The 17,938-nt window shown below is 43.7% G+C and carries 19 protein-coding genes and 4 tRNA genes; 21 read left to right on the top strand and 2 right to left on the bottom strand.

Annotated elements, in window-relative coordinates; genetic code table 11:
* The first annotated feature begins 1 nt into the window (after position 1).
* The 4 genes from amrS (at position 2) to OCU87_RS11370 (ending at position 3,220) form a co-directional block, all read left to right on the top strand.
* Positions 2–1,099: an AmmeMemoRadiSam system radical SAM enzyme gene (amrS, locus tag OCU87_RS11385; protein WP_261858376.1), complete on the top strand. Its 1,098-nt coding sequence runs from the start codon at positions 2–4 to the stop codon at positions 1,097–1,099.
* Between the two features lie 158 nt (positions 1,100–1,257).
* A complete protein-coding gene (locus OCU87_RS11380) occupies positions 1,258–1,584 on the top strand; it encodes a glutaredoxin domain-containing protein (RefSeq protein ID WP_062690849.1) in 327 nt (108 codons plus the stop codon).
* Positions 1,585–1,685: 101 nt separating this feature from the next.
* A complete protein-coding gene (locus OCU87_RS11375; RefSeq protein ID WP_261857179.1) occupies positions 1,686–2,387 on the top strand; it encodes an MOSC domain-containing protein in 702 nt (233 codons plus the stop codon).
* Between the two features lie 143 nt (positions 2,388–2,530).
* Entirely contained in the window at positions 2,531–3,220 is a 690-nt protein-coding gene (locus OCU87_RS11370) for a TPR domain-containing protein (protein WP_261857178.1), read from the top strand.
* A 146-nt stretch (positions 3,221–3,366) separates the two neighbouring features.
* Here the strand turns inward: OCU87_RS11370 and OCU87_RS11365 are convergent, their stop codons facing one another.
* A complete protein-coding gene (locus OCU87_RS11365; RefSeq protein WP_261857177.1) occupies positions 3,367–4,008 on the bottom strand; it encodes a DUF642 domain-containing protein in 642 nt (213 codons plus the stop codon).
* A 196-nt stretch (positions 4,009–4,204) separates the two neighbouring features.
* Positions 4,205–5,635, bottom strand: a complete 1,431-nt coding sequence (gene nrfA, locus OCU87_RS11360; RefSeq protein ID WP_189337822.1) for an ammonia-forming nitrite reductase cytochrome c552 subunit — start codon at positions 5,633–5,635, stop codon at positions 4,205–4,207.
* Between the two features lie 552 nt (positions 5,636–6,187).
* Here nrfA and nrfB point away from each other — a divergent pair.
* The 17 genes from nrfB (at position 6,188) to OCU87_RS11275 (ending at position 17,938) form a co-directional block, all read left to right on the top strand.
* Positions 6,188–6,802, top strand: coding sequence for a cytochrome c nitrite reductase pentaheme subunit (gene nrfB / locus OCU87_RS11355; protein ID WP_261857176.1), 615 nt, complete (start codon positions 6,188–6,190; stop codon positions 6,800–6,802).
* 9 nt (positions 6,803–6,811) lie between these two features.
* The gene (nrfC, locus tag OCU87_RS11350; RefSeq protein WP_062690805.1) at positions 6,812–7,501 is read left to right on the top strand and encodes a cytochrome c nitrite reductase Fe-S protein; all 690 of its coding nucleotides are present in this window, start codon (positions 6,812–6,814) and stop codon (positions 7,499–7,501) included.
* Complete coding sequence (nrfD, locus tag OCU87_RS11345; protein WP_062690806.1) at positions 7,498–8,457, top strand: cytochrome c nitrite reductase subunit NrfD; 960 nt, start codon at positions 7,498–7,500, stop codon at positions 8,455–8,457. The genes nrfC and nrfD overlap by 4 nt, the downstream gene beginning before the upstream one ends.
* 118 nt (positions 8,458–8,575) lie before the next feature.
* Positions 8,576–10,684: a heme lyase CcmF/NrfE family subunit gene (locus OCU87_RS11340; RefSeq protein WP_261857175.1), complete on the top strand. Its 2,109-nt coding sequence runs from the start codon at positions 8,576–8,578 to the stop codon at positions 10,682–10,684.
* The gene (locus OCU87_RS11335; protein WP_062690807.1) at positions 10,681–11,262 is read left to right on the top strand and encodes a DsbE family thiol:disulfide interchange protein; all 582 of its coding nucleotides are present in this window, start codon (positions 10,681–10,683) and stop codon (positions 11,260–11,262) included. Before OCU87_RS11340 ends, OCU87_RS11335 begins: the two co-directional genes overlap by 4 nt.
* Before the next feature lie 70 nt (positions 11,263–11,332).
* The gene (gene nrfF / locus OCU87_RS11330) at positions 11,333–11,740 is read left to right on the top strand and encodes a heme lyase NrfEFG subunit NrfF (RefSeq protein ID WP_241148942.1); all 408 of its coding nucleotides are present in this window, start codon (positions 11,333–11,335) and stop codon (positions 11,738–11,740) included.
* A 180-nt stretch (positions 11,741–11,920) separates the two neighbouring features.
* Positions 11,921–12,817, top strand: a complete 897-nt coding sequence (locus tag OCU87_RS11325) for a sugar kinase (protein ID WP_241148943.1) — start codon at positions 11,921–11,923, stop codon at positions 12,815–12,817.
* A 13-nt stretch (positions 12,818–12,830) separates the two neighbouring features.
* Entirely contained in the window at positions 12,831–13,463 is a 633-nt protein-coding gene (locus OCU87_RS11320; protein WP_062690810.1) for a bifunctional 4-hydroxy-2-oxoglutarate aldolase/2-dehydro-3-deoxy-phosphogluconate aldolase, read from the top strand.
* Positions 13,464–13,716: 253 nt separating this feature from the next.
* Positions 13,717–13,790 (top strand) — tRNA-Cys (locus tag OCU87_RS11315).
* Between the two features lie 13 nt (positions 13,791–13,803).
* Positions 13,804–13,879: transfer RNA gene (locus OCU87_RS11310), tRNA-Gly, on the top strand.
* A 108-nt stretch (positions 13,880–13,987) separates the two neighbouring features.
* Positions 13,988–14,074 (top strand) — tRNA-Leu (locus OCU87_RS11305).
* Between the two features lie 28 nt (positions 14,075–14,102).
* A tRNA-Gly gene (locus OCU87_RS11300) sits at positions 14,103–14,178 on the top strand.
* 240 nt (positions 14,179–14,418) lie between these two features.
* Positions 14,419–14,718: a hypothetical protein gene (locus tag OCU87_RS11295; RefSeq protein ID WP_062690811.1), complete on the top strand. Its 300-nt coding sequence runs from the start codon at positions 14,419–14,421 to the stop codon at positions 14,716–14,718.
* A gap of 223 nt (positions 14,719–14,941) precedes the next feature.
* Entirely contained in the window at positions 14,942–15,682 is a 741-nt protein-coding gene (locus tag OCU87_RS11290) for a 5-oxoprolinase subunit PxpA (protein ID WP_062690812.1), read from the top strand.
* The gene (pxpB, locus tag OCU87_RS11285) at positions 15,679–16,404 is read left to right on the top strand and encodes a 5-oxoprolinase subunit PxpB (RefSeq protein ID WP_261857174.1); all 726 of its coding nucleotides are present in this window, start codon (positions 15,679–15,681) and stop codon (positions 16,402–16,404) included. The genes OCU87_RS11290 and pxpB overlap by 4 nt, the downstream gene beginning before the upstream one ends.
* Entirely contained in the window at positions 16,392–17,372 is a 981-nt protein-coding gene (locus OCU87_RS11280) for a 5-oxoprolinase subunit C family protein (RefSeq protein ID WP_261857173.1), read from the top strand. The genes pxpB and OCU87_RS11280 overlap by 13 nt, the downstream gene beginning before the upstream one ends.
* A gap of 8 nt (positions 17,373–17,380) precedes the next feature.
* Complete coding sequence (locus OCU87_RS11275) at positions 17,381–17,938, top strand: gamma-glutamylcyclotransferase family protein (protein ID WP_261857172.1); 558 nt, start codon at positions 17,381–17,383, stop codon at positions 17,936–17,938.

Raw genomic sequence — 17,938 nt, 5'->3', positions numbered from 1 at the left:
GATGAGTAATACTACTTCAACGTTACCGCCTCAATTTGTACGTACCCAGTATTGGCACCGATTGGATGATGGCCGTATTCAGTGCGACTTGTGCCCTCGATTTTGCAAGTTACGAGAAGGAAAGCGAGGTGCATGTTTTGTTCGTGCCGCTCATCAAGGTGAGATCATCTTAACAAGCTACGGACGATCGAGTGGTTTTTGTATTGATCCTATTGAAAAGAAACCTCTTAATCATTTCTACCCGGGGAGTTCTGTACTCTCTTTTGGTACAGCAGGTTGCAACTTAGGATGTAAATTTTGCCAGAATTGGAGCATCAGTAAATCGCGCCAGATTGATACATTGGGATCGCAAGCGATGCCAGAACAGATTGCGCTGGCAGCAAAACAACATAATTGTGAGAGCATTGCCTTTACTTATAATGATCCCGTAATTTTCCTTGAGTATGCCCGTGATACCGCTATTGCTTGTCGCGAGTTGGGGATCAATAGTGTGGCAGTGAGTGCTGGCTATGTGAACCCATTGCCGCGGCATGCGTTTTTTGAACACATGGATGCCGCTAATATTGATTTGAAAGCATTCACCGAACGTTTCTATCGCAAAGTATGTTTAGGGCAATTAGCTCCTGTACTTGATACGCTGTTATACCTTAAAAATGAGACAAAGGTTTGGTTTGAAATCACTACCTTACTGATACCCGATGAAAATGACAGCGTAGCGGAAATAGAAGCGATGTCGCGATGGATTTTCGATAATCTTGGAGCTAATACGCCTTTGCACTTTAGTGCTTTTCATCCTGACTTTAAAATGACGGACAAACCTCGCACACCACCTTCAACCTTATTAAGAGCCAGAGAAATAGCAATTAAACAGGGATTGAACTATGTCTATGTCGGTAATGTACACGATGTAGAAGGTGCCAGCACTTATTGTCCTCATTGTCACCAGCGGGTGATTGAAAGAGATTGGTATCAGCTAAGTGAATATCGAGTTTCTGGGCTGGGTATGTGCTTGCATTGCGGTGGTGAAATTGCTGGACGTTTCACGTCAAGCAAAAAGCGCTTTGGTCGTCAGAGAATACCGATTAGAATTGGCAAATAATACTGATTCTATCGGAGATATATATGTCAGCCGCCGCGTCGCGCTTATTTTCAGTGCGTAATGTTTTACTCATCTTGTGCTTTGCTTTATCTTACGTAGCTTATCAATATGTAAGTCAGCCTCAACAGAAGACTGTTACCACAGCAGAGCTAAATACTATGTCAGAATCAACACCATCAATGACTATCGAACAACTGTCAGGTTTTAATAACCTTGTAATTACTCAGCCACGTTGCCCGTTTTGTGTAAAAGCGAAAGACCTTCTTGATGATCGTGGTACAGAGTACAAAACATTAGTACTAGGTACGGATCTTGAGAAGCCAGAAATGATTGAGTTCATTGAAAAAGCTGCGAATACAACAGTACGTACAGTGCCGCAAATTATCCTTGATGGTAAATACATCGGTGGTCACGATGACCTTGTTGCTTTCTTGGCCCGCCAAGATGATGCGGCGGATGCCGACATGAGTGACTTTGAGCTGTAAGGCTTAACTTGAAGGCTCCTAATCGGAGCCTTTTTTGTATCTGATAAATATAGAGAGCTCTTGTTAACAGTGAGAGTGTCATTGAAGGTTAAGGATAAGTAATGATAGGAAAAACGCAGGTTCAGTCGGTGAAAGTACAACAAGTTTCTGTTGGTAAAATAAATACCGCCTTTGGTTTTGAGACGGCGCTCGATAAGCAGCAAGCGACAGCGCGTATTTTCCTATCAGAAGTTGGTTTGCAAGGCGATGAGTGTGCAGATCCTAAGCATCATGGTGGTGTCGAGCGAGCACTTCACCAGTACCCAGCAGAGCACTATGCCTACTGGCAAAGTCAGTTTCCTGATCGTGGTTGGCAAGCGCCGGGTATGGGCGAGAATATCAGCACCGTGGGTATGAAAGAACATACTGTCTGTATTGGCGATCGCTATCAGTGGGGCGAAGCGATTATCGAAGTGAGCCAGCCACGTTCACCATGCTATAAGCTGAATGTTCGTTGGAACGCAGAAGGGATGTCAGAGCAAATGCAACAGCTTAGCTATTGTGGTTGGTTGTACCGTGTTATTCAAACGGGTTATGTAAGCCAAGATGATGATTTGGTTTTATTATCCCGTGATGAATCGGCGTTAACCGTAAAGCAAGTTGCTGATTATTTTTTCAATGATCCCTTGAATGCAGATGGTTTAGCCAAAATTGTAGCGAGTGACAAATTGACTCAGAAATGGCGTGATACGGCCGAAAAACGTCTAGTGACTGGCGAAGTCGAAGTCTGGGATTATCGGTTGTTTGGCGAGTTGCGTGTTTAACTAGAGCGCCGTAGGTAGGCATCTGATCAACATCACAAAGGTAGCCTTCAGTGCTGCCTTTATTTTTATGAGTTGATCCACATTAGCACCGTAAAATGATGCCTGTGGTATACCTTACTTACAGTTTTAAAAATAGGTGCGAGATGTTGGAACAAGGAAGTAGTATTGGACTAGAAATATGGGCCACGATCATTACTGTCGTGATAGTCATTGCCGCTATTATTATCGGGTGGCATGTGCGTAATCACTCATCAGAATCGCGAAAAGTGCCAATACTCATTTGTTTGTGTCTCGCCTCTGTATCTATGGTTGGCTATGCCTTTTTGGGGACTCCTAACTTTACTTATAAAGCCAACACCTTAGTCCACCCAATTGATGAATTTTCGGGGTTGTCGACTGACGAAGTGAATCAACAGCGAATTAAAGCGATTCAAGCAAAAATCATTGAAGATAAACAAGACGGCGAACTATGGTATGCATTAGGCAATGCGTATATGTATACCAATGCTTTTGAGGAAGCGGTAATTTCATTTGATTATGCCAGACGTTTGAGTATTGATCCTCAAGCCAATATCTATTCAGCATTGGCGACAGCTTTGTATTACAAAAATGGCCAGCGAATTACGGCAGATATTCAACAGCTATTAGATCGTGCATTAGTATTAGACACTAATAATTTTCCAGCATTAACCTTACTTGGTTCTGAATATTTTATGTCCGCGCGTTACCAAAAAGCGATAGATACTTGGGTACAAATTCTTGATAGTGAGCATCCAGATGCTGATCGCGTGGCTTTAATTACTGCCATTAATCGCGCTAAGAAAATGATGTAGTTTCTCTATTATCTAAAGGCATGCTAGAGGCTCACGAGAAGTCGGCATCAAGCCTCTATTTTTATGCGTTTGTTCTAATTTTGATTATAAAAAACGCCTGTGTTTATGACAGGCGTTTTTTTTCGATTGGGCAATGATGATTTATATCAGCGGTTAAAACGGTGTGATTTACGCGCTCTATGGTATTGATAACGAAATAGGGCAAAGGCAATAAGCAAAATCAGCGGAAAGATTAAATCGGGTTCTGGAATGGGTAACCGAGAAGTCGTTACCACGACATTATCCAATAAATTCCCCAATGTGCCTCTGTTCAAAGAGGTAAACGTAAGGGTCGTTGAGTTGTTTAATGCTGTAAACTCAGTGGCAAAATCATTCCAATTAAAGCGAACGTTGCTAGACAAAATCTGAGTAAAATCCCCAGCGCTAACTTCAAATTGTTCATTACGATTGTTGCGTCGTGCAGAGTAATCAAACGATAAGTTGTAGATCCCACCGGTGACGGTATTGAAGGTTTGATTGATTGAAAATATGCCTTGATTCGGGTGAGCATTCAGCTCTGCGTATTGTTCGCCTTCAGACGCTTCGAAACCAAATAATGAGTCCCATATTTCGACATTAGACCCTTGCCACGCAAGATTTGGTGTACCTTGCGAATAAAAACGCCAGCTATTATTAGGTACATCTATGTCTTCAAAACCACCGTTGGTGATTAAATTCGCTTGACTAGTAATCGAGAAAAGAGCGAGTAAGAAAGTCACGGTTATACGTAATAGTGTGGATCGCACCATAATGTTCTCTCCCTGAAACAAGATAGCAACTAAGTGAACATCTAATAGTTGTTATGCAATTGAGTTAATTGTTGTATAGGGGAGGAGAAAGTGCAAGTTAATGCCATTATTGATAAGTCATGGATAAAAAAATCGGCACGTTAGAGTGCCGATTTTTAATGGTTACTGCTTGGTTGGAATTCGTTAGCTACACAAACTAGTAATTAGCTTCACGTGCTTCTGCTTGTTTGTCCCACTCTGGAGCAACGGTTTTTAAGAACGCTTCTTTCTCTGCATTCATGCCATCCATATCCATACCTAGCACTTGTTGTGCCTTCTCTTTAGTCGAGATGTCAGGGATCTGGATTTCTGCCGTAATACCTTTGGTCGCAAGTAAACGAACAACCTTGGTACGGGCATCAGTTGCACGGTCAATCGCAGTACCTAAGATACGTAACGCGACTTCTGGTGCGTGCATGTGTACCCCGTGAGATGCGATTGCGTAATCCCAGCGCCATTGAGCGTGGCGAATATCACGTAGGATAGGGGCCATTTCTTGCTCTGTTGCACCAGCATCCCACGCCGCTTTCGCTTCAAAGTGTGCTGCTACTATTTGTTTTTCAGCCGTTAGCTTAAGCTCAACCACACTAGCTTTACGCGTAGAAACAATGCCTTGCAGTTTTTCTTTGGTCTGGGTATGACATTGTGCACAAGTGTCTTCAAAGCGATCAAATGGATTACCAATTTTATGGTCGGTATACACTTTACCGTCTTCGTTTTGTACTTTTGGCATATGGCAATCTACACATGCAACGTTGTTTTTGCCGTGAATGCCTTCACGCCATGTTTCATAGCCTGGGTGCTGTGCTTTTAGCATCGGAGCTTTAGAAACGGCATGTGTCCAATCTTTAAAGTCGATTTCGTCGTAGTACACTTCCATTTCATCAACTGTAGTGCCTTTATCCCATGGGAATTTCACACTTTTGTTTGGCCCTGTGAAGTAGTACTCCACATGACACTGACCACAGGTTTGAGCTTGCTGATCAAAACGTGATTGATCCTCAAACTTCATGCCGATGGTTTCCATAGCGCGTTCAGCATAAGGGCGAGAAAGTTTAAGAGCAGGTTTGCCTTGTGCGAAATCTTCACTACTGGTGTCGTGACAATCAGAACAACCGATTGAGTTGTTGATTTCACTGCCTAAGCGAGCCCATTTACCTGCAAAGTAGCCATCTTCGCCACGATCGTCGATAACGCGTGCGACGTCTGGGCTTTTACAGCTCCAGCAAGCCATTGGCATTGGGCCAGAATTTTCGTCTTTTGGTCCGCCTGTACGTAGGGTTTCGCGAACATCAGTTACAGCATAATAGTGGCCACGTGCTTTGTTGTAGTCTTTTGCAAAGCCATAACCCGCCCAAAGAATGACCATTTTAGGGTCTTCTTGTAGGGCATCAGTGATATCTTCACTGTTTTTGGTTGCTTCCCAGCTTTTATACTGTTCGGCATGAGCTTCTGCAAATACGTGATTTCGTGGTTCTATTTGTTGTTTTTGTTCGGTTTCAGTGGAAGCCAGCGCACTCCCTGTAAAGCAAAACGCTGACAATATGATTGCCGTAACGGCACTATTTAGCGTCCATTTTTTACTCACGGTTATTACTCCAGATTTTATTGTAAAAAGAGCCAAGCGTTGTGAGTGCGGCTAATATGCAAATAAAGTTGGAGTTCCAAAAAGAATAATAACAAAAAATGTAAAGTTGTTATTAAAAGTTAATAGCGACTTGTTTTGGATCAATTATGTAATTTCATCTGTGTGAACTCACCAGTAAATACCTACTTTTAACCCTAAAGGGGTATTTACCTGTCTGGCGATAACTTAGCGTTGAATTTGTTTTATATTTCTTTCTAATTCATATAATTAGCGTATTTTTTTGGTTTGATCTTAATCATTAAAAGTTCATTCCCAATGCTACTTAATGGCTATTTAAAATACAGATCAAGTTTTTAATTTCTGTTTTATAGTTAAATGGCATTGTTAAGCGTTGTGGCTAATGTTTGTTGTAAATGAGAATGGATTCCATTGGACTTTGATTTATGTGCTTATTCATATATGAGCGTATTTTTCAGCCAGTTAAATAATAAGTAACTGAAAGCACCGATTGTTTGTAACTAGCAAACAAAAATGGAATATAAAAGGTGAACAATGGGTATTTATAAAATGGCCGTCAGTGCATTTACAACGTTATTAGTTGTGATTGGTATTGCAGGCTTCTCCCTCAATGTTGCCGCCGACTCAGAACAACAAGATGCCACAACAGCTAACGTTCCTCATCTTGCTTCTGATTCTGCGAAACAGCATGTAGTAACATTCATAAGGGATCGCGATTACGCTTGTACGCAGTGTCATAAAGACACTAAAGATGCATTGCTTGGTGCTCATGCTAATGCAATTCATGCGCAAACAGGTCGTGAAGTGGGTTGTGTAGACTGTCACAGTAACGTGGGTGAAAACCACCGTGATGGCGCTGCGCAAGTGACTAAATTCGCGCCATCTCAATCTATTGCTGGTACACAAAAAGTTGCAGCCGATCCGCTATGGATCAAAAAGCAAAATGAGACCTGTACCAATTGCCATGAGCCAGACGATCTTCGTGAAGTGAATTGGACGCATGATGTACATGCGCTCGACTTATCATGTGCGTCTTGCCATAACGTCCATCCGACGGCTGATCCAATGAAAGGTATCACTCAATCTTCCAAGATTAAGATGTGTGTTGATTGTCATGCCGATCAAACGAAAGCTAAAGCAGCCAAATAGGAGAAGACTATGACGTGTTCAAGACGTAATTTCCTTGCTGGCGCAGGTGCCGTTATTTTTACAACGGGCGTGGCAGGACAAGCAGTAATGAGCCGCAAAACACTTGCGGCAACCATGGAAGATGGCGATAAACGCTATGGTATGGTGCATGATGAAACGCTCTGTATTGGCTGTACTGCCTGTACAGAAGCATGCCGAGAGGTCAATAAAGTCCCTGAAGGTGTGTCGCGATTAGAAATTGTGCGAAGTGAACCACAGGGCGAGTATCCCAATATAGATTACAAGTTTACCCGTGTTTCTTGCCAGCACTGTGAAAATGCACCTTGTGTGTATGTGTGCCCAACAGGTGCGGCGTTTAAAGACCCAGAAACGGGCATAGTAGATGTCGATGCGTTTAAGTGTGTCGGCTGTGGCTATTGCCTTGCCGCTTGTCCCTACCAAGTTCGTTTCTTCCACCCTGAAACAAAATCTGCTGATAAGTGTGACTTTTGCCGTAAAACAAACCTTGCTGAAGGTAAACAACCCGCCTGTGTCGAGTCTTGCCCTACTAAGGCACTGACATTTGGTGATTTGAATGATCCTCAAAGTGAAGTTTCACAGCTCATCACGCAAAAAACTGTCTATCGCGACAAAGTAGAACTCGGTACTAAACCGCAGTTGTATAAAGTGCCGCATCAAAAAGGGGAGATAAAAGGATGAGTACAGCCTTTGCAGAAGCCTTCTATTTTGATTCGTTAGTATGGGACTGGATCATTGCTATTTACCTGTTTTTAGCAGGTATGTCAGCCGGTGCCGTCATGATCTCTATTTATCTAAAACGTAAGGTAATTCAGGGACACCCATCGACGAATGGCATCATTAAAGCAACCGCAATTTTAGCGCCATTTGGCATTATTGTGGGGTTATTGATTTTAGTTTTCCACTTAACCAAACCTTGGTCATTCTGGAAAATCATGATCTTTTATAACCCAACATCAGTGATGTCGATGGGGGTGATCTTATTCCAAGTGTATATGGTGGTTTTGTTTGCTTGGATTGCCACTATCTACAAAGATGATTTGCTGAAACTTCTTAATGGGCGCTTACCGATCGTTGGCAAAGTCATGCAATATGTCACGCGTTATGAAAACGCGATTGAACTATTTCTTGGCTTCTTAGCGGTGATGCTTGCGGCATACACTGGCTTCTTATTGTCAGCACTAAAGACCTTCCCATTACTGAATAATCCGGTATTGCCGATACTTTTCTTGTTCTCAAGCCTGTCATCTGGCGCAGCCGCGTGTTTGATGTTTGGTGTGGTGTTCTTTAAAGAGTCGGTGGCTAGCCCTAGTGTGAAATGGGTACATAAGTTTGAACGCCCTGTTGTGGTATTTGAGTTGTTTGTTCTGTTTGCATTTTTCAGTGGTCTTTACTTCGGTGGTGGTCAGAAAGAGGCGGCCGCGATAGCAGCGATTGGCGGTGGTTTTTGGGCGTCATGGTTCTGGTATGGTGTGATCGGCGCAGGAATGCTATTACCATTGGGGTTAAATGCGGTGAGCCCTTCAGGGGTGAAACACAATAAAGCTTTTATTATGCTAGTGACAACGTTGAGTTTACTAGGCGTATTAATGTTGCGTACGTTTGTGCTTTATGCCGGACAAATGACCATTGCTTAGCATGTATTGTTAGTAATAAATGGCATCAGTAAGATAAAAACAGCAGTGCTAATTCTGGTTGATAACGTTGTTAATCGTTTTAGTGCTGTTGTTTGTTTTAGAACAATATGGACACTTTATGCTGGCTGAAATTGGACACTTTTCGTTAATTCTCGGTTTTTCTTTCGCGTTACTGGCGGCGTTGATGCCAGTTGTTGCCGTGAAAATGAAAGCGCCATACCTTACTCGCTATGTGTGGCCATTAAGTTATGGCGCTTTTGGCTCTATCTTGGCATCTATCGTTTTGCTGGCGGTAGGTTTTGCGACGGATGATTTCTCGGTTGCGTACATCGCGCATCACTCTAATACACAATTACCCATTTTCTTTAAAGTCGCAGCGGTGTGGGGCGGCCATGAAGGCTCTTTTCTTTTCTGGGTATTTTCACTCAGTGGCTGGGCTGCGTTAGTCGCTGCTTGCTACCATAATAAGCCTGCCCAACATATTTTTATTACGCGAGTTCTCGCTATTCTTGCTGCATTAGTGGCGACGTTAACTTTATTCACGTTACTCACTTCGAACCCTTTTGAGCGACTATTTCCTGTGCCGTTGGAAGGACGAGATTTAAACCCAATGTTGCAAGATGTTGGGTTAATCTTTCATCCGCCCATGTTGTACCTAGGCTATGTCGGCTTTGCTGTCAGCTTTGCTTTTGCAGTCGCGGCACTTACCTTTGAGAAACCACAGTGGCAATGGGCCCAGCTCAGTCGTAGCTGGACATTATCCGCTTGGGTCTTTCTGACAGGAGGTATTGCTTTAGGATCTTGGTGGGCATATTACGAACTAGGCTGGGGCGGCTGGTGGTTTTGGGACCCAGTTGAAAATGCATCGTTACTCCCATGGCTTACAGGGACTGCGTTATTGCATTCATTGATTGTGACCGCGCAACGACGTTCTTTGGTTGGTTGGAGTTTATTACTGTCGATTTTCACGTTTTCTCTTAGTTTATTAGGCACTTTCATTGTCCGATCGGGTGTTCTGACCTCAGTGCATGCTTTTGCGGTTGATCCTACACGTGGCTTAGTGTTGTTGATGATTCTGGCGGTAATGTTAATTGCAGCGCTGACTTTGTATGCCTTGCGCTGTGAGCGTTACCTCCAAGCGATGAACTTTGAGCTGTTATCACGTGAAGCTGCATTTTTAGTAGGTAATAGCTTATTGGCTGTTGCAACCTTGACTGTCTTGCTCGGGACTTTTTACCCGATGATCTTTCAAGCCTTTGGCTTAGGGAGCATCTCTGTAGGTGCTCCTTATTTTAATAGCATGTTTGTGCCGCTCAGTATGGTGACGTTTTTTGTGATGGGCCTGGGGGTATTAGTTCGACTACGCGCCAGTGCAGAAGACTTCTTGATCACCCGTTTACTGGCGCCTTTATCAGCTTCTATTATTGGTGGTGTGGTACTTTCGGTGCTGTTTGAGCGTGGTGTGAACTTAGTCGTGTGTGGGGCGTTAATTTGTGCCTTATGGATTATTCTTACCGCTTTGCAGTCTTTGATACTGCTGCCTTCTTATCAAAAAAGTCAGCACAATAAACGGATAGAGACTGAAAGCAATACCGAGTGTAAGCCGGGTCATGATCCTATGTATACACAAGCCCGCCCTCGTTTGCGTCAACTCGCGATGCTTATTGCTCATGTTGGGGTGGCTGTGACCGTGATAGGTGCCACTTTAGTCAGCAATTACTCTCATGAAATCAGCCGAAAAATGGGACCTGGTGATACAGCGATACTGAACGATTTCCAATTTGATTATTTAGATACTGAATTACTGATAGGGCCGAACTACACTGCGGAGCAAGCCAATATTCAGCTTACTAAGTTAGATCATTTTGCAAAAAATAAAGCGATGGGTTTCATTCAACCTCAGCGTCGTCATTATACGGTGCGCACAATGAACATGAGCGAGCCAGGTATCCGTTGGTGGTGGAATGGCGATGTTTATATAACATTGGGCGAAAAGCTTAATGCAACGGATTATGCTGTGCGTATCCAATATAAACCTTTTGTTCGTTGGTTATGGGTAGGTGCAATTCTGATGATGTTAGGCGGGGCACTTTCTGTTATCGCCCGATTGACCATGCGTCGAAAATGGGTGGCAGAAAGTATTAATGCGAGTTCTCAAACTAAGATTAGTGCTGTTGATGTGGCGCAGTTGCCTGAAAATCAAATTATTTGGAAGCAAAATAAGTGAAGATAGTTCGTTTTTTACCGCTGCTAGGAGTAGTGCTCGCTGGCATTGTTTTGGTTTATGCATTGGAAAAGCCGACAAGTGTTGAAATTTCACCGCTGGCAGGTCAGCCCGTCCCTGCTTTTTCACTGATTAATTTGTTAGAAGGAGAGCTTAGTGAAGGTACTTTTTCTGTACCTACCGTCGATCAATCTTTGCTACAAGGTAAAATGCAGTTATTGAATGTATGGGCATCTTGGTGTGGCGTGTGTAAAAAAGAGCATAGCTTCTTACTCGAATTGCAACAACAAGGTATGTCTATCGTTGGCTTGAATTACCGCGATAAGCGATCGTCTGCTGTGGCGACATTAACAGAAGAAGGGAATCCCTACCGTGCTGTTATTTATGATCCTCTCGGTGAATTAGCATTGGACTTAGGTGTGTACGGCACGCCCGAAACCATGCTGATTGATCCTAAAGGCATTATTCGCCAGCGTTACGTAGGGGCGATGGATGAAGCTATATGGCAACAGCAGTTTGCACCTGTTGTCGAAACAATAAAGCTCGAATTGTTAGAAAAAAATGCGCAACAACAAGGTTAAGACGATGGTGAAATCGACTATGTATGTATTAAGAGTTAGTCAGGCTATTTTTCTTGCTTGGCTAGCCCTGATGTTGCCTTCTAGTTTTGCTGAACCGCAAGTATTTGTCGCGGCAGATGCACGCTTGGTTGAAAGTGTGGAGACATTCTCGTTTCGCTCAAGAACAGAACAACAAAGAGCGATGGAATTAGCAAAAACATTGCGTTGCCCTCAGTGCCAAAACCAGAACCTGATTGAGTCGAATTCACCGGTGGCAAAAGATTTGCGCTTGAAGGTTTATCAAATGATTAATGCTGGGAAAACAGACCAAGAAGTCATTGATTTTATGACCAGCCGTTTTGGTGATTTTGTACTGTATAAACCCAAATTTGCGCCTAATACGTACGTGTTGTGGCTGGGTCCATTACTGCTTGTTTTGCTCTTTGGATTTGGGGTTTATCGCAACTTTTCCCGTCGAGAGTCAACGGGGTCACATTAAGAATTCATCATTAACTGTAACCACCTTAGCTTAACTATATTCACGGAATAATATGCTAAAGCGGCAAGCGAATACATCGTTTGCCGCTGCGGACAATTAACGTTTAACGACTACCCTTTTATTATTACTACAACCAAGCACAAAGGTGACAGTGTGAAAATTGCATTTTTTGGCGAATGTATGGTGGAACTGAGTGGTCAACCATTGCAGCGCACCTTTGGTGGTGACACCTTAAATACCGCGCTTTATATGGCTCGCTTAGGTAAAAAACGTGATATTCATGTGAGTTACGCGACAGCGTTAGGTGTCGATAATATCTCACAAGATATGTTGGCTTCATGGAAAGCAGAAAGTATTAATACTGATTTAGTACGCACCTTGGATAATAAACTTCCAGGTTTATATTTGGTTGAAACCGAACCTTGCGGTGAGCGCCATTTTCACTATTGGCGTAATGACAGTGCTGCTAAATTTTACTTTTCAGAACTGGCGTCTTCACCGCTTGAAGTTGCGGTTGAAAATAAGCAGGTAGATGCCTTGTATATCAGTGGCATCAGCTTAGCCATTTTGTCAGAAGAGGCGAAAGCAGTACTGGTTACATTACTAGAAAAACATAAGAAAAATGGCGGGAAGGTGTTATTTGATAACAACTTCAGGCCACAGTTATGGACAGAGAAACAAGCACAATATTGGTATGCTCAGATTCTTCCTTTTGTTGATATCGCCTTGATTACAGAAGACGATGATCAACGAATATGGGGAGACAGCGATATTGTCGAGCGTTGTCAGGAATATGGTTGCCAAGAAGTGGTGATCAAGCGCGGTGCAGAGCCTTGCATGGTGGTGACTCAATTACAAACAGATGCTGCTGAAACATCCTATATCGCAGCCAATAAAGTGACAAAAGTTATTGATACTTGTGCAGCGGGTGATTCATTTGCAGCGGGGTACTTAGCTGCGCGTTTAAGTGGCGAGTCTGCTTCATCATCAGCAGAGCTTGGACATCAACTTGCATCTGTTGTTATTCAATACCCTGGTGCCATTATTCCTCTTGAAGCTATGAAAGAAATTATTTAAGGAATATAGATACATGTCTCAAGCTCTTATTGAACAATTAAAAGCCTTCAAAGTTATTCCCGTTATTCAGATTAATCATGTTGAACAAGCTGTACCGTTAGCGAAAGTGTTAGTCGAGAATGGGTTACCAGTGGCGGAAGTGACCTTCCGTACAGACGCAGCAGCTGATGCTATTCGAGCAATGCGTGATGCTTACCCACAAATGTGTATTGGTGCTGGTACAGTACTGAATGCGGCGCAAGTAGATAAAGCCAAAGATGCAGGGGCTGAGTTCATTGTGGCACCTGGGTTGAACCCCAATACCGTACGTTACTGTCAGCAGCAAGGGATCCCATTTGTTCCTGGCATTAATAATCCGAGCCAAATTGAGCAAGCGCTGGAGTTGGGTTTAACCTTCTTGAAGTTCTTCCCTGCTGAAGCATCGGGCGGCATCAATATGGTGAAATCGCTGTTAGCACCGTATGTCGATGTTGCTATCATGCCTACAGGTGGTATTGGTAAAGCTAACATTCGTGATTACTTAGCGGTTGACCGTGTACTTTGCTGTGGTGGCACTTGGATGGTTGCCCCTAAACTGATTGAAGCGGGCGATTGGGAAGAGATTGGTCGTTTAGTGCGTGAAGCGGTTGAGCTTGTTAACGATTAACGTCACTGTTGCTTTTATTCCGAGTGATAGCTATGTGAACTTAAGGGCTTCATAATTGTATTTGAGGGCTTTCGTTGCTTTTGAATCGCTTGTAACGAGAGAAAACGGCTTTTTATTCGATAATTTGTACATATATCAGTCGACTAAATTTTTTTTAAAGATTTTCTGTTGACTCAAACGCAACAATCCGTAGAATGCATCCCATACCGTAACGGAGAGTTACTTTCTTAAGCGGTAAATCGAAAGAAGGCATGGCGCGTTGGCAGAGTGGCTATGCAGCGGATTGCAAATCCGTGTACCTCGGTTCGACTCCGGGACGCGCCTCCATTCGATTTGATCTGCGACACTAGCTCAGCTGGTAGAGCGCAACCTTGCCAAGGTTGAGGTCACGAGTTCGAGCCTCGTGTGTCGCTCCAAATTTTGTAAAAGTAGTCACGTTACATTGGCAGGCTACTTGTAAGATGGTGTCTAACCGCTCTTATTAAGAGCACATTGGTTAGGAGCATCGCAATAAAGAATTGCGTGCCCTGGTGGTGGAATTGGTAGACACAAGGGATTTAAAATCCCTCGGCGTTCGCGCTGTGCCGGTTCAAGTCCGGCCCGGGGCACCATCTATTAAGTCTGCATTTATGCAGCAATGCGACACTAGCTCAGCTGGTAGAGCGCAACCTTGCCAAGGTTGAGGTCACGAGTTCGAGCCTCGTGTGTCGCTCCAAATAAGAAGCCCCGTCAGAAATGACGGGGCTTTTTACTGCCTGCGATTTATGACGATATCTCTATTTTCATGCGGTACTGAACCTATTCACACCCACTCCATTTTCTAACCTTGTCATAAACCACCGAACCGTTTTACAACTTCCCAATGACTGTAAGTGCGACTTACAGAACCTAATTGGTTGTAACGCATTAAATTATTTACCTTTAGTGCATCTAAACAAAGGTAAGGTTTAACGATATGAAAACAAAAATCGCAGCACTTTTACTCACCGTATTATTCAGTTCTTCATCATGGGCTGTATGTGATGGCGGTAACGTGATTACCGATGCCGTAGAAGGCGCCGTTGTTGGTGGTGTTATCGGCGCAGTAGCAGGCGATGCAGGGGCTGGTGCAGCGGCTGGCAGTGCCCTTGGTGTTGTTGATGGTGCTTTTGCAGAAGCTGAATGTGATGATGCAATAACAGATGCCGTTATTGATGAAGTTGAGTACCAGGATGACTTGGACTACATTGAAGCGGATATTATTCTTAGCGAATAACTCAGTTGAAAAGCATAAACGAATGATTACAAATTGTCACTCTAAGTTATTGTGACGTAAGTGCCTTTGCCAAGGAGTGGTAAAGGTCGTATCGACATGACAGTCCAGCACCAGCTTTAAAATTGCCAATGGTAAATATCTCATCTTCAGGTTGTTATTCTTGTAACTCTTTTCCGCTTATCATTTAATGTAAACAATCAGTTAACATTTGGTGAGGCGTGTCATGAAGCTTAATTGCGATATGGGAGAAAGTTTTGGCCCTTGGCTTATGGGGCGTGATGATGCTGTTATGCCATGGATCAATATGGCAAATATCGCCTGCGGCTTTCATGCTTCCGATCCTGATGTAATGGCTAAAACGGTTGCTTGTGCTTGTCAGTATGGCGTCGAAATTGGTGCGCATCCTGGTTATAACGACAAGGAAGGGTTTGGCAGACGAAGTATTCCCCACAGTGCAGAATCTATTACACAGCTGGTGGCGTATCAGGCTGGTGCGTTAAACGCTATTTGCCAATTGCACGGTCAACAAATTAGCTATGTGAAGCCACATGGTGCTTTATATAACGATATGATGGCGGATGAATCTATTTTTATCGCGATATTGACCGCGATAGCAGGGATGAATTCAGGGTTTATCCCTCCGATAAAGCTCATGGTTTTGTCGCGACCTGATAACCAGAACTATCAGCGTATTGCCGAGCAATATAAGGTGGCGTTGTTATTTGAAGCCTTTTCGGATCGTGCTTACACGCCAGAAGGCTTTCTTGTTCCCCGTTCTCAGCCTGAAGCGGTTCACCACAATCGCGATCGTATCGTGCAGCAAGCGAAAGAATTTACTCAAGGTTATGTCACAACCTCTGACGGTTCGAAGCTTCAACTCAGAGCGGATTCGCTTTGCGTCCATGGTGATAACGATGCCTCAATCGCCTTAATTCAGACGCTGCATGAGGTGATCAAACCATGATGCGTATTGAGCGAATATCAGAAACAACCTTGATGGTTTATTTTGCTGACAAGATAGATGTTGAGCTAGCGGCTAAAATCGCGCATTACGTTCAACGGATCAAGGAGGCGCTATCACCTGCTGTGATTGAGATAACCCCATCGTATTGTTCGTTGTTATTACAACTATCCCCTGAACACTGTGCCGAGCCTGAGATAGGGCGATTTATTGCTCAGTTAGAGACAATCTATCAAGATTGTGATTTTACGGGTGATAGTCAAAAGCTCAGCAAAACAGCTGTATTACAGGGGAAGCAAATTGTTTTGCCTGTGTATTACGATGTGAGTGTAGGGCCTGATTTAGTGACGGTAGCTGAGCATGCGCAAGTAACGATTGATGAAGTAATCCGTTCTCATAGTCAGCAACGTTATACCGTATGTGCCATTGGCTTTGCTCCGGGGTTTGCTTTTTTAGCGTCCGTTGATGCACGTATAGCGACACCACGTTTAGTAACTCCTCGCCATTTTGTTCCAGCTGGAAGTGTAGGTATAGCGAACGAACAAACGGCCATTTACCCTGCAAATTCTCCAGGGGGATGGCAGATTATTGGTAACTGTCCGCAGTCTCTCTTTGATCCAAATACTGATCCTATGTCACCTTTTGATATTGGTGATCAGGTGCAGTTCGAACCGATCGATCGTCAAACCTATATCGCGCTAGGTGGGCAGTTATGGCAAAAATAAATGTACTCAAAGCTGGCATGCATACCTTAATTCAAGATTCTGGGCGATTGGGTGTTGCTGCTGTTGGTTTAAGCCAAGGTGGCGCTGCCGACATGCATGGTTATTGCTGGGCGAATTACTTATTAGCGAATGATGCGAATGCCCCGCAACTCGAAATTACATTTGGTCAGTTAAGTATTACAACAGATGCGAATATTTGTTGTGTATTAACGGGGGCGGATTGCAGTGCGACAATTAGCAGCGAGTCAGTAAATGGCGCTGCAGTTATACCGTGGCAGACATTTGTATTACGTCAGGGTGAAACTCTGTCTTTAGGATACCCTCGTGCTGGGTTACGAACATATTTAGCGGTCAAAGGTGGATTCAATGTAGTGCCTGTACGAGGTAGTGTGTCGACAGTAGTACGTAACCAGTTAGGCGGTTTACTGCATGAAAAGCAGCACGGGCAGCAGCAAGGGTTACCTTTAGCCATTGGTGATCAGCTATCTGTTAGCGAGGAGCATCATGTTCCGAATGGTGACTTTTTGCCGCTTTCAGCGCCAAGTCGATGTATTCCCGATTACAGCCAACCGTTAGTTTTACGTGTGGTTGAATCGTATCAAGCTGAAAAGTTTTCTTCGACGTTTAAAACGCACTTTTATACTAACAGCTATACATTGAGCCCCCGCAGTGATCGAATGGGATGCCGTTTTGAAGGTGAGTCGCTAGGGGAAGAAAGCCAAGGGATTATATCTGAAGGGATTGCATATGGTGCTGTGCAGCTACCACCTGATGGGTTACCCATTGTAATGATGAACGACAGGCAAACATTAGGGGGATACCCGAAAATAGGTTGTGTAGCACGTGTAGATATGGCTAAACTGGCTCAATCGCCACCGGGTAAAGTGGTGAGGTTTCAGCGTGGTGATGTCAGTTTGTTAACGCAAGAATGGCAACAGTTTTCGCGCTTCTTTGGTCTGTCTTTTTAGGAGTAGTAATGTATATCTTTGGCTATGGTAGCTTGATCAATGATCATTCCCGTTCACGTACAGGACAAACAGGCCGTGCAACACCAGCAATGGTGAATGGCCTACAGCGTCACTGGAGCAAAGTGGATGGTAGCTACAAAATTTCGCCATTGATTGTGGTTCCTGAAGCAGGCCAATGCAATGGTGTTATTGTCGAGGTAGACAGATCTGCGCTGGCTGAATTTGATAAGCGAGAGCATGGCTATCATCGAATTAAGATTGATAGCCAAGATGTCGCACTACAAAACTGTGATCAATCACTTGCTGGTGATGTGTGGGTTTACGTGAAAGATGAACCACTCGCACCTTGTGTAGTCCAGCCTATCATGCAGACCTATGTAGATACTGTTTTAGCCGGCTGTTTATCTATCTCTGATTCTTTTGCCGAGTATTTTGTATCTTCAACCCAAGGCTGGCATCACGCTTTCGAAAATGATCGTCATCAGCCTAAATATGGCAACATGGCAGGGGTTGTTGATGCTCACTTGCCGATTATTGATCAGCTTCTTCGTTCTGTCCGCGTGTAA

This window comes from Photobacterium sanguinicancri, assembly GCF_024346675.1.
GTDB classification, from domain to species: domain Bacteria; phylum Pseudomonadota; class Gammaproteobacteria; order Enterobacterales; family Vibrionaceae; genus Photobacterium; species Photobacterium sanguinicancri.
Note: the sequence above shows the minus strand (reverse complement) of the source record. Positions and strands in the feature narration are given on the sequence as shown.

What these genes read in the sequence shown, in the direction of transcription:
- OCU87_RS11280 (WP_261857173.1), top strand. Translation starts at nt 16,392, where the DNA reads ATGGCAAAAATAAATGTACTCAAAGCTGGCATGCATACCTTAATTCAA.
- OCU87_RS11275 (WP_261857172.1), top strand. Translation starts at nt 17,381, where the DNA reads ATGTATATCTTTGGCTATGGTAGCTTGATCAATGATCATTCCCGTTCA.
- amrS (WP_261858376.1), top strand. Translation starts at nt 2, where the DNA reads ATGAGTAATACTACTTCAACGTTACCGCCTCAATTTGTACGTACCCAG.
- OCU87_RS11340 (WP_261857175.1), top strand. Translation starts at nt 8,576, where the DNA reads ATGCTGGCTGAAATTGGACACTTTTCGTTAATTCTCGGTTTTTCTTTC.
- pxpB (WP_261857174.1), top strand. Translation starts at nt 15,679, where the DNA reads ATGATGCGTATTGAGCGAATATCAGAAACAACCTTGATGGTTTATTTT.
- OCU87_RS11320 (WP_062690810.1), top strand. Translation starts at nt 12,831, where the DNA reads ATGTCTCAAGCTCTTATTGAACAATTAAAAGCCTTCAAAGTTATTCCC.
- OCU87_RS11380 (WP_062690849.1), top strand. Translation starts at nt 1,258, where the DNA reads ATGTCAGAATCAACACCATCAATGACTATCGAACAACTGTCAGGTTTT.
- OCU87_RS11295 (WP_062690811.1), top strand. Translation starts at nt 14,419, where the DNA reads ATGAAAACAAAAATCGCAGCACTTTTACTCACCGTATTATTCAGTTCT.
- OCU87_RS11370 (WP_261857178.1), top strand. Translation starts at nt 2,531, where the DNA reads ATGTTGGAACAAGGAAGTAGTATTGGACTAGAAATATGGGCCACGATC.
- OCU87_RS11375 (WP_261857179.1), top strand. Translation starts at nt 1,686, where the DNA reads ATGATAGGAAAAACGCAGGTTCAGTCGGTGAAAGTACAACAAGTTTCT.
- nrfF (WP_241148942.1), top strand. Translation starts at nt 11,333, where the DNA reads ATGTTGCCTTCTAGTTTTGCTGAACCGCAAGTATTTGTCGCGGCAGAT.
- OCU87_RS11365 (WP_261857177.1), bottom strand. Translation starts at nt 4,008, where the DNA reads ATGGTGCGATCCACACTATTACGTATAACCGTGACTTTCTTACTCGCT.
- nrfC (WP_062690805.1), top strand. Translation starts at nt 6,812, where the DNA reads ATGACGTGTTCAAGACGTAATTTCCTTGCTGGCGCAGGTGCCGTTATT.
- nrfB (WP_261857176.1), top strand. Translation starts at nt 6,188, where the DNA reads ATGGGTATTTATAAAATGGCCGTCAGTGCATTTACAACGTTATTAGTT.
- OCU87_RS11325 (WP_241148943.1), top strand. Translation starts at nt 11,921, where the DNA reads ATGGTGGAACTGAGTGGTCAACCATTGCAGCGCACCTTTGGTGGTGAC.
- OCU87_RS11290 (WP_062690812.1), top strand. Translation starts at nt 14,942, where the DNA reads ATGAAGCTTAATTGCGATATGGGAGAAAGTTTTGGCCCTTGGCTTATG.
- nrfD (WP_062690806.1), top strand. Translation starts at nt 7,498, where the DNA reads ATGAGTACAGCCTTTGCAGAAGCCTTCTATTTTGATTCGTTAGTATGG.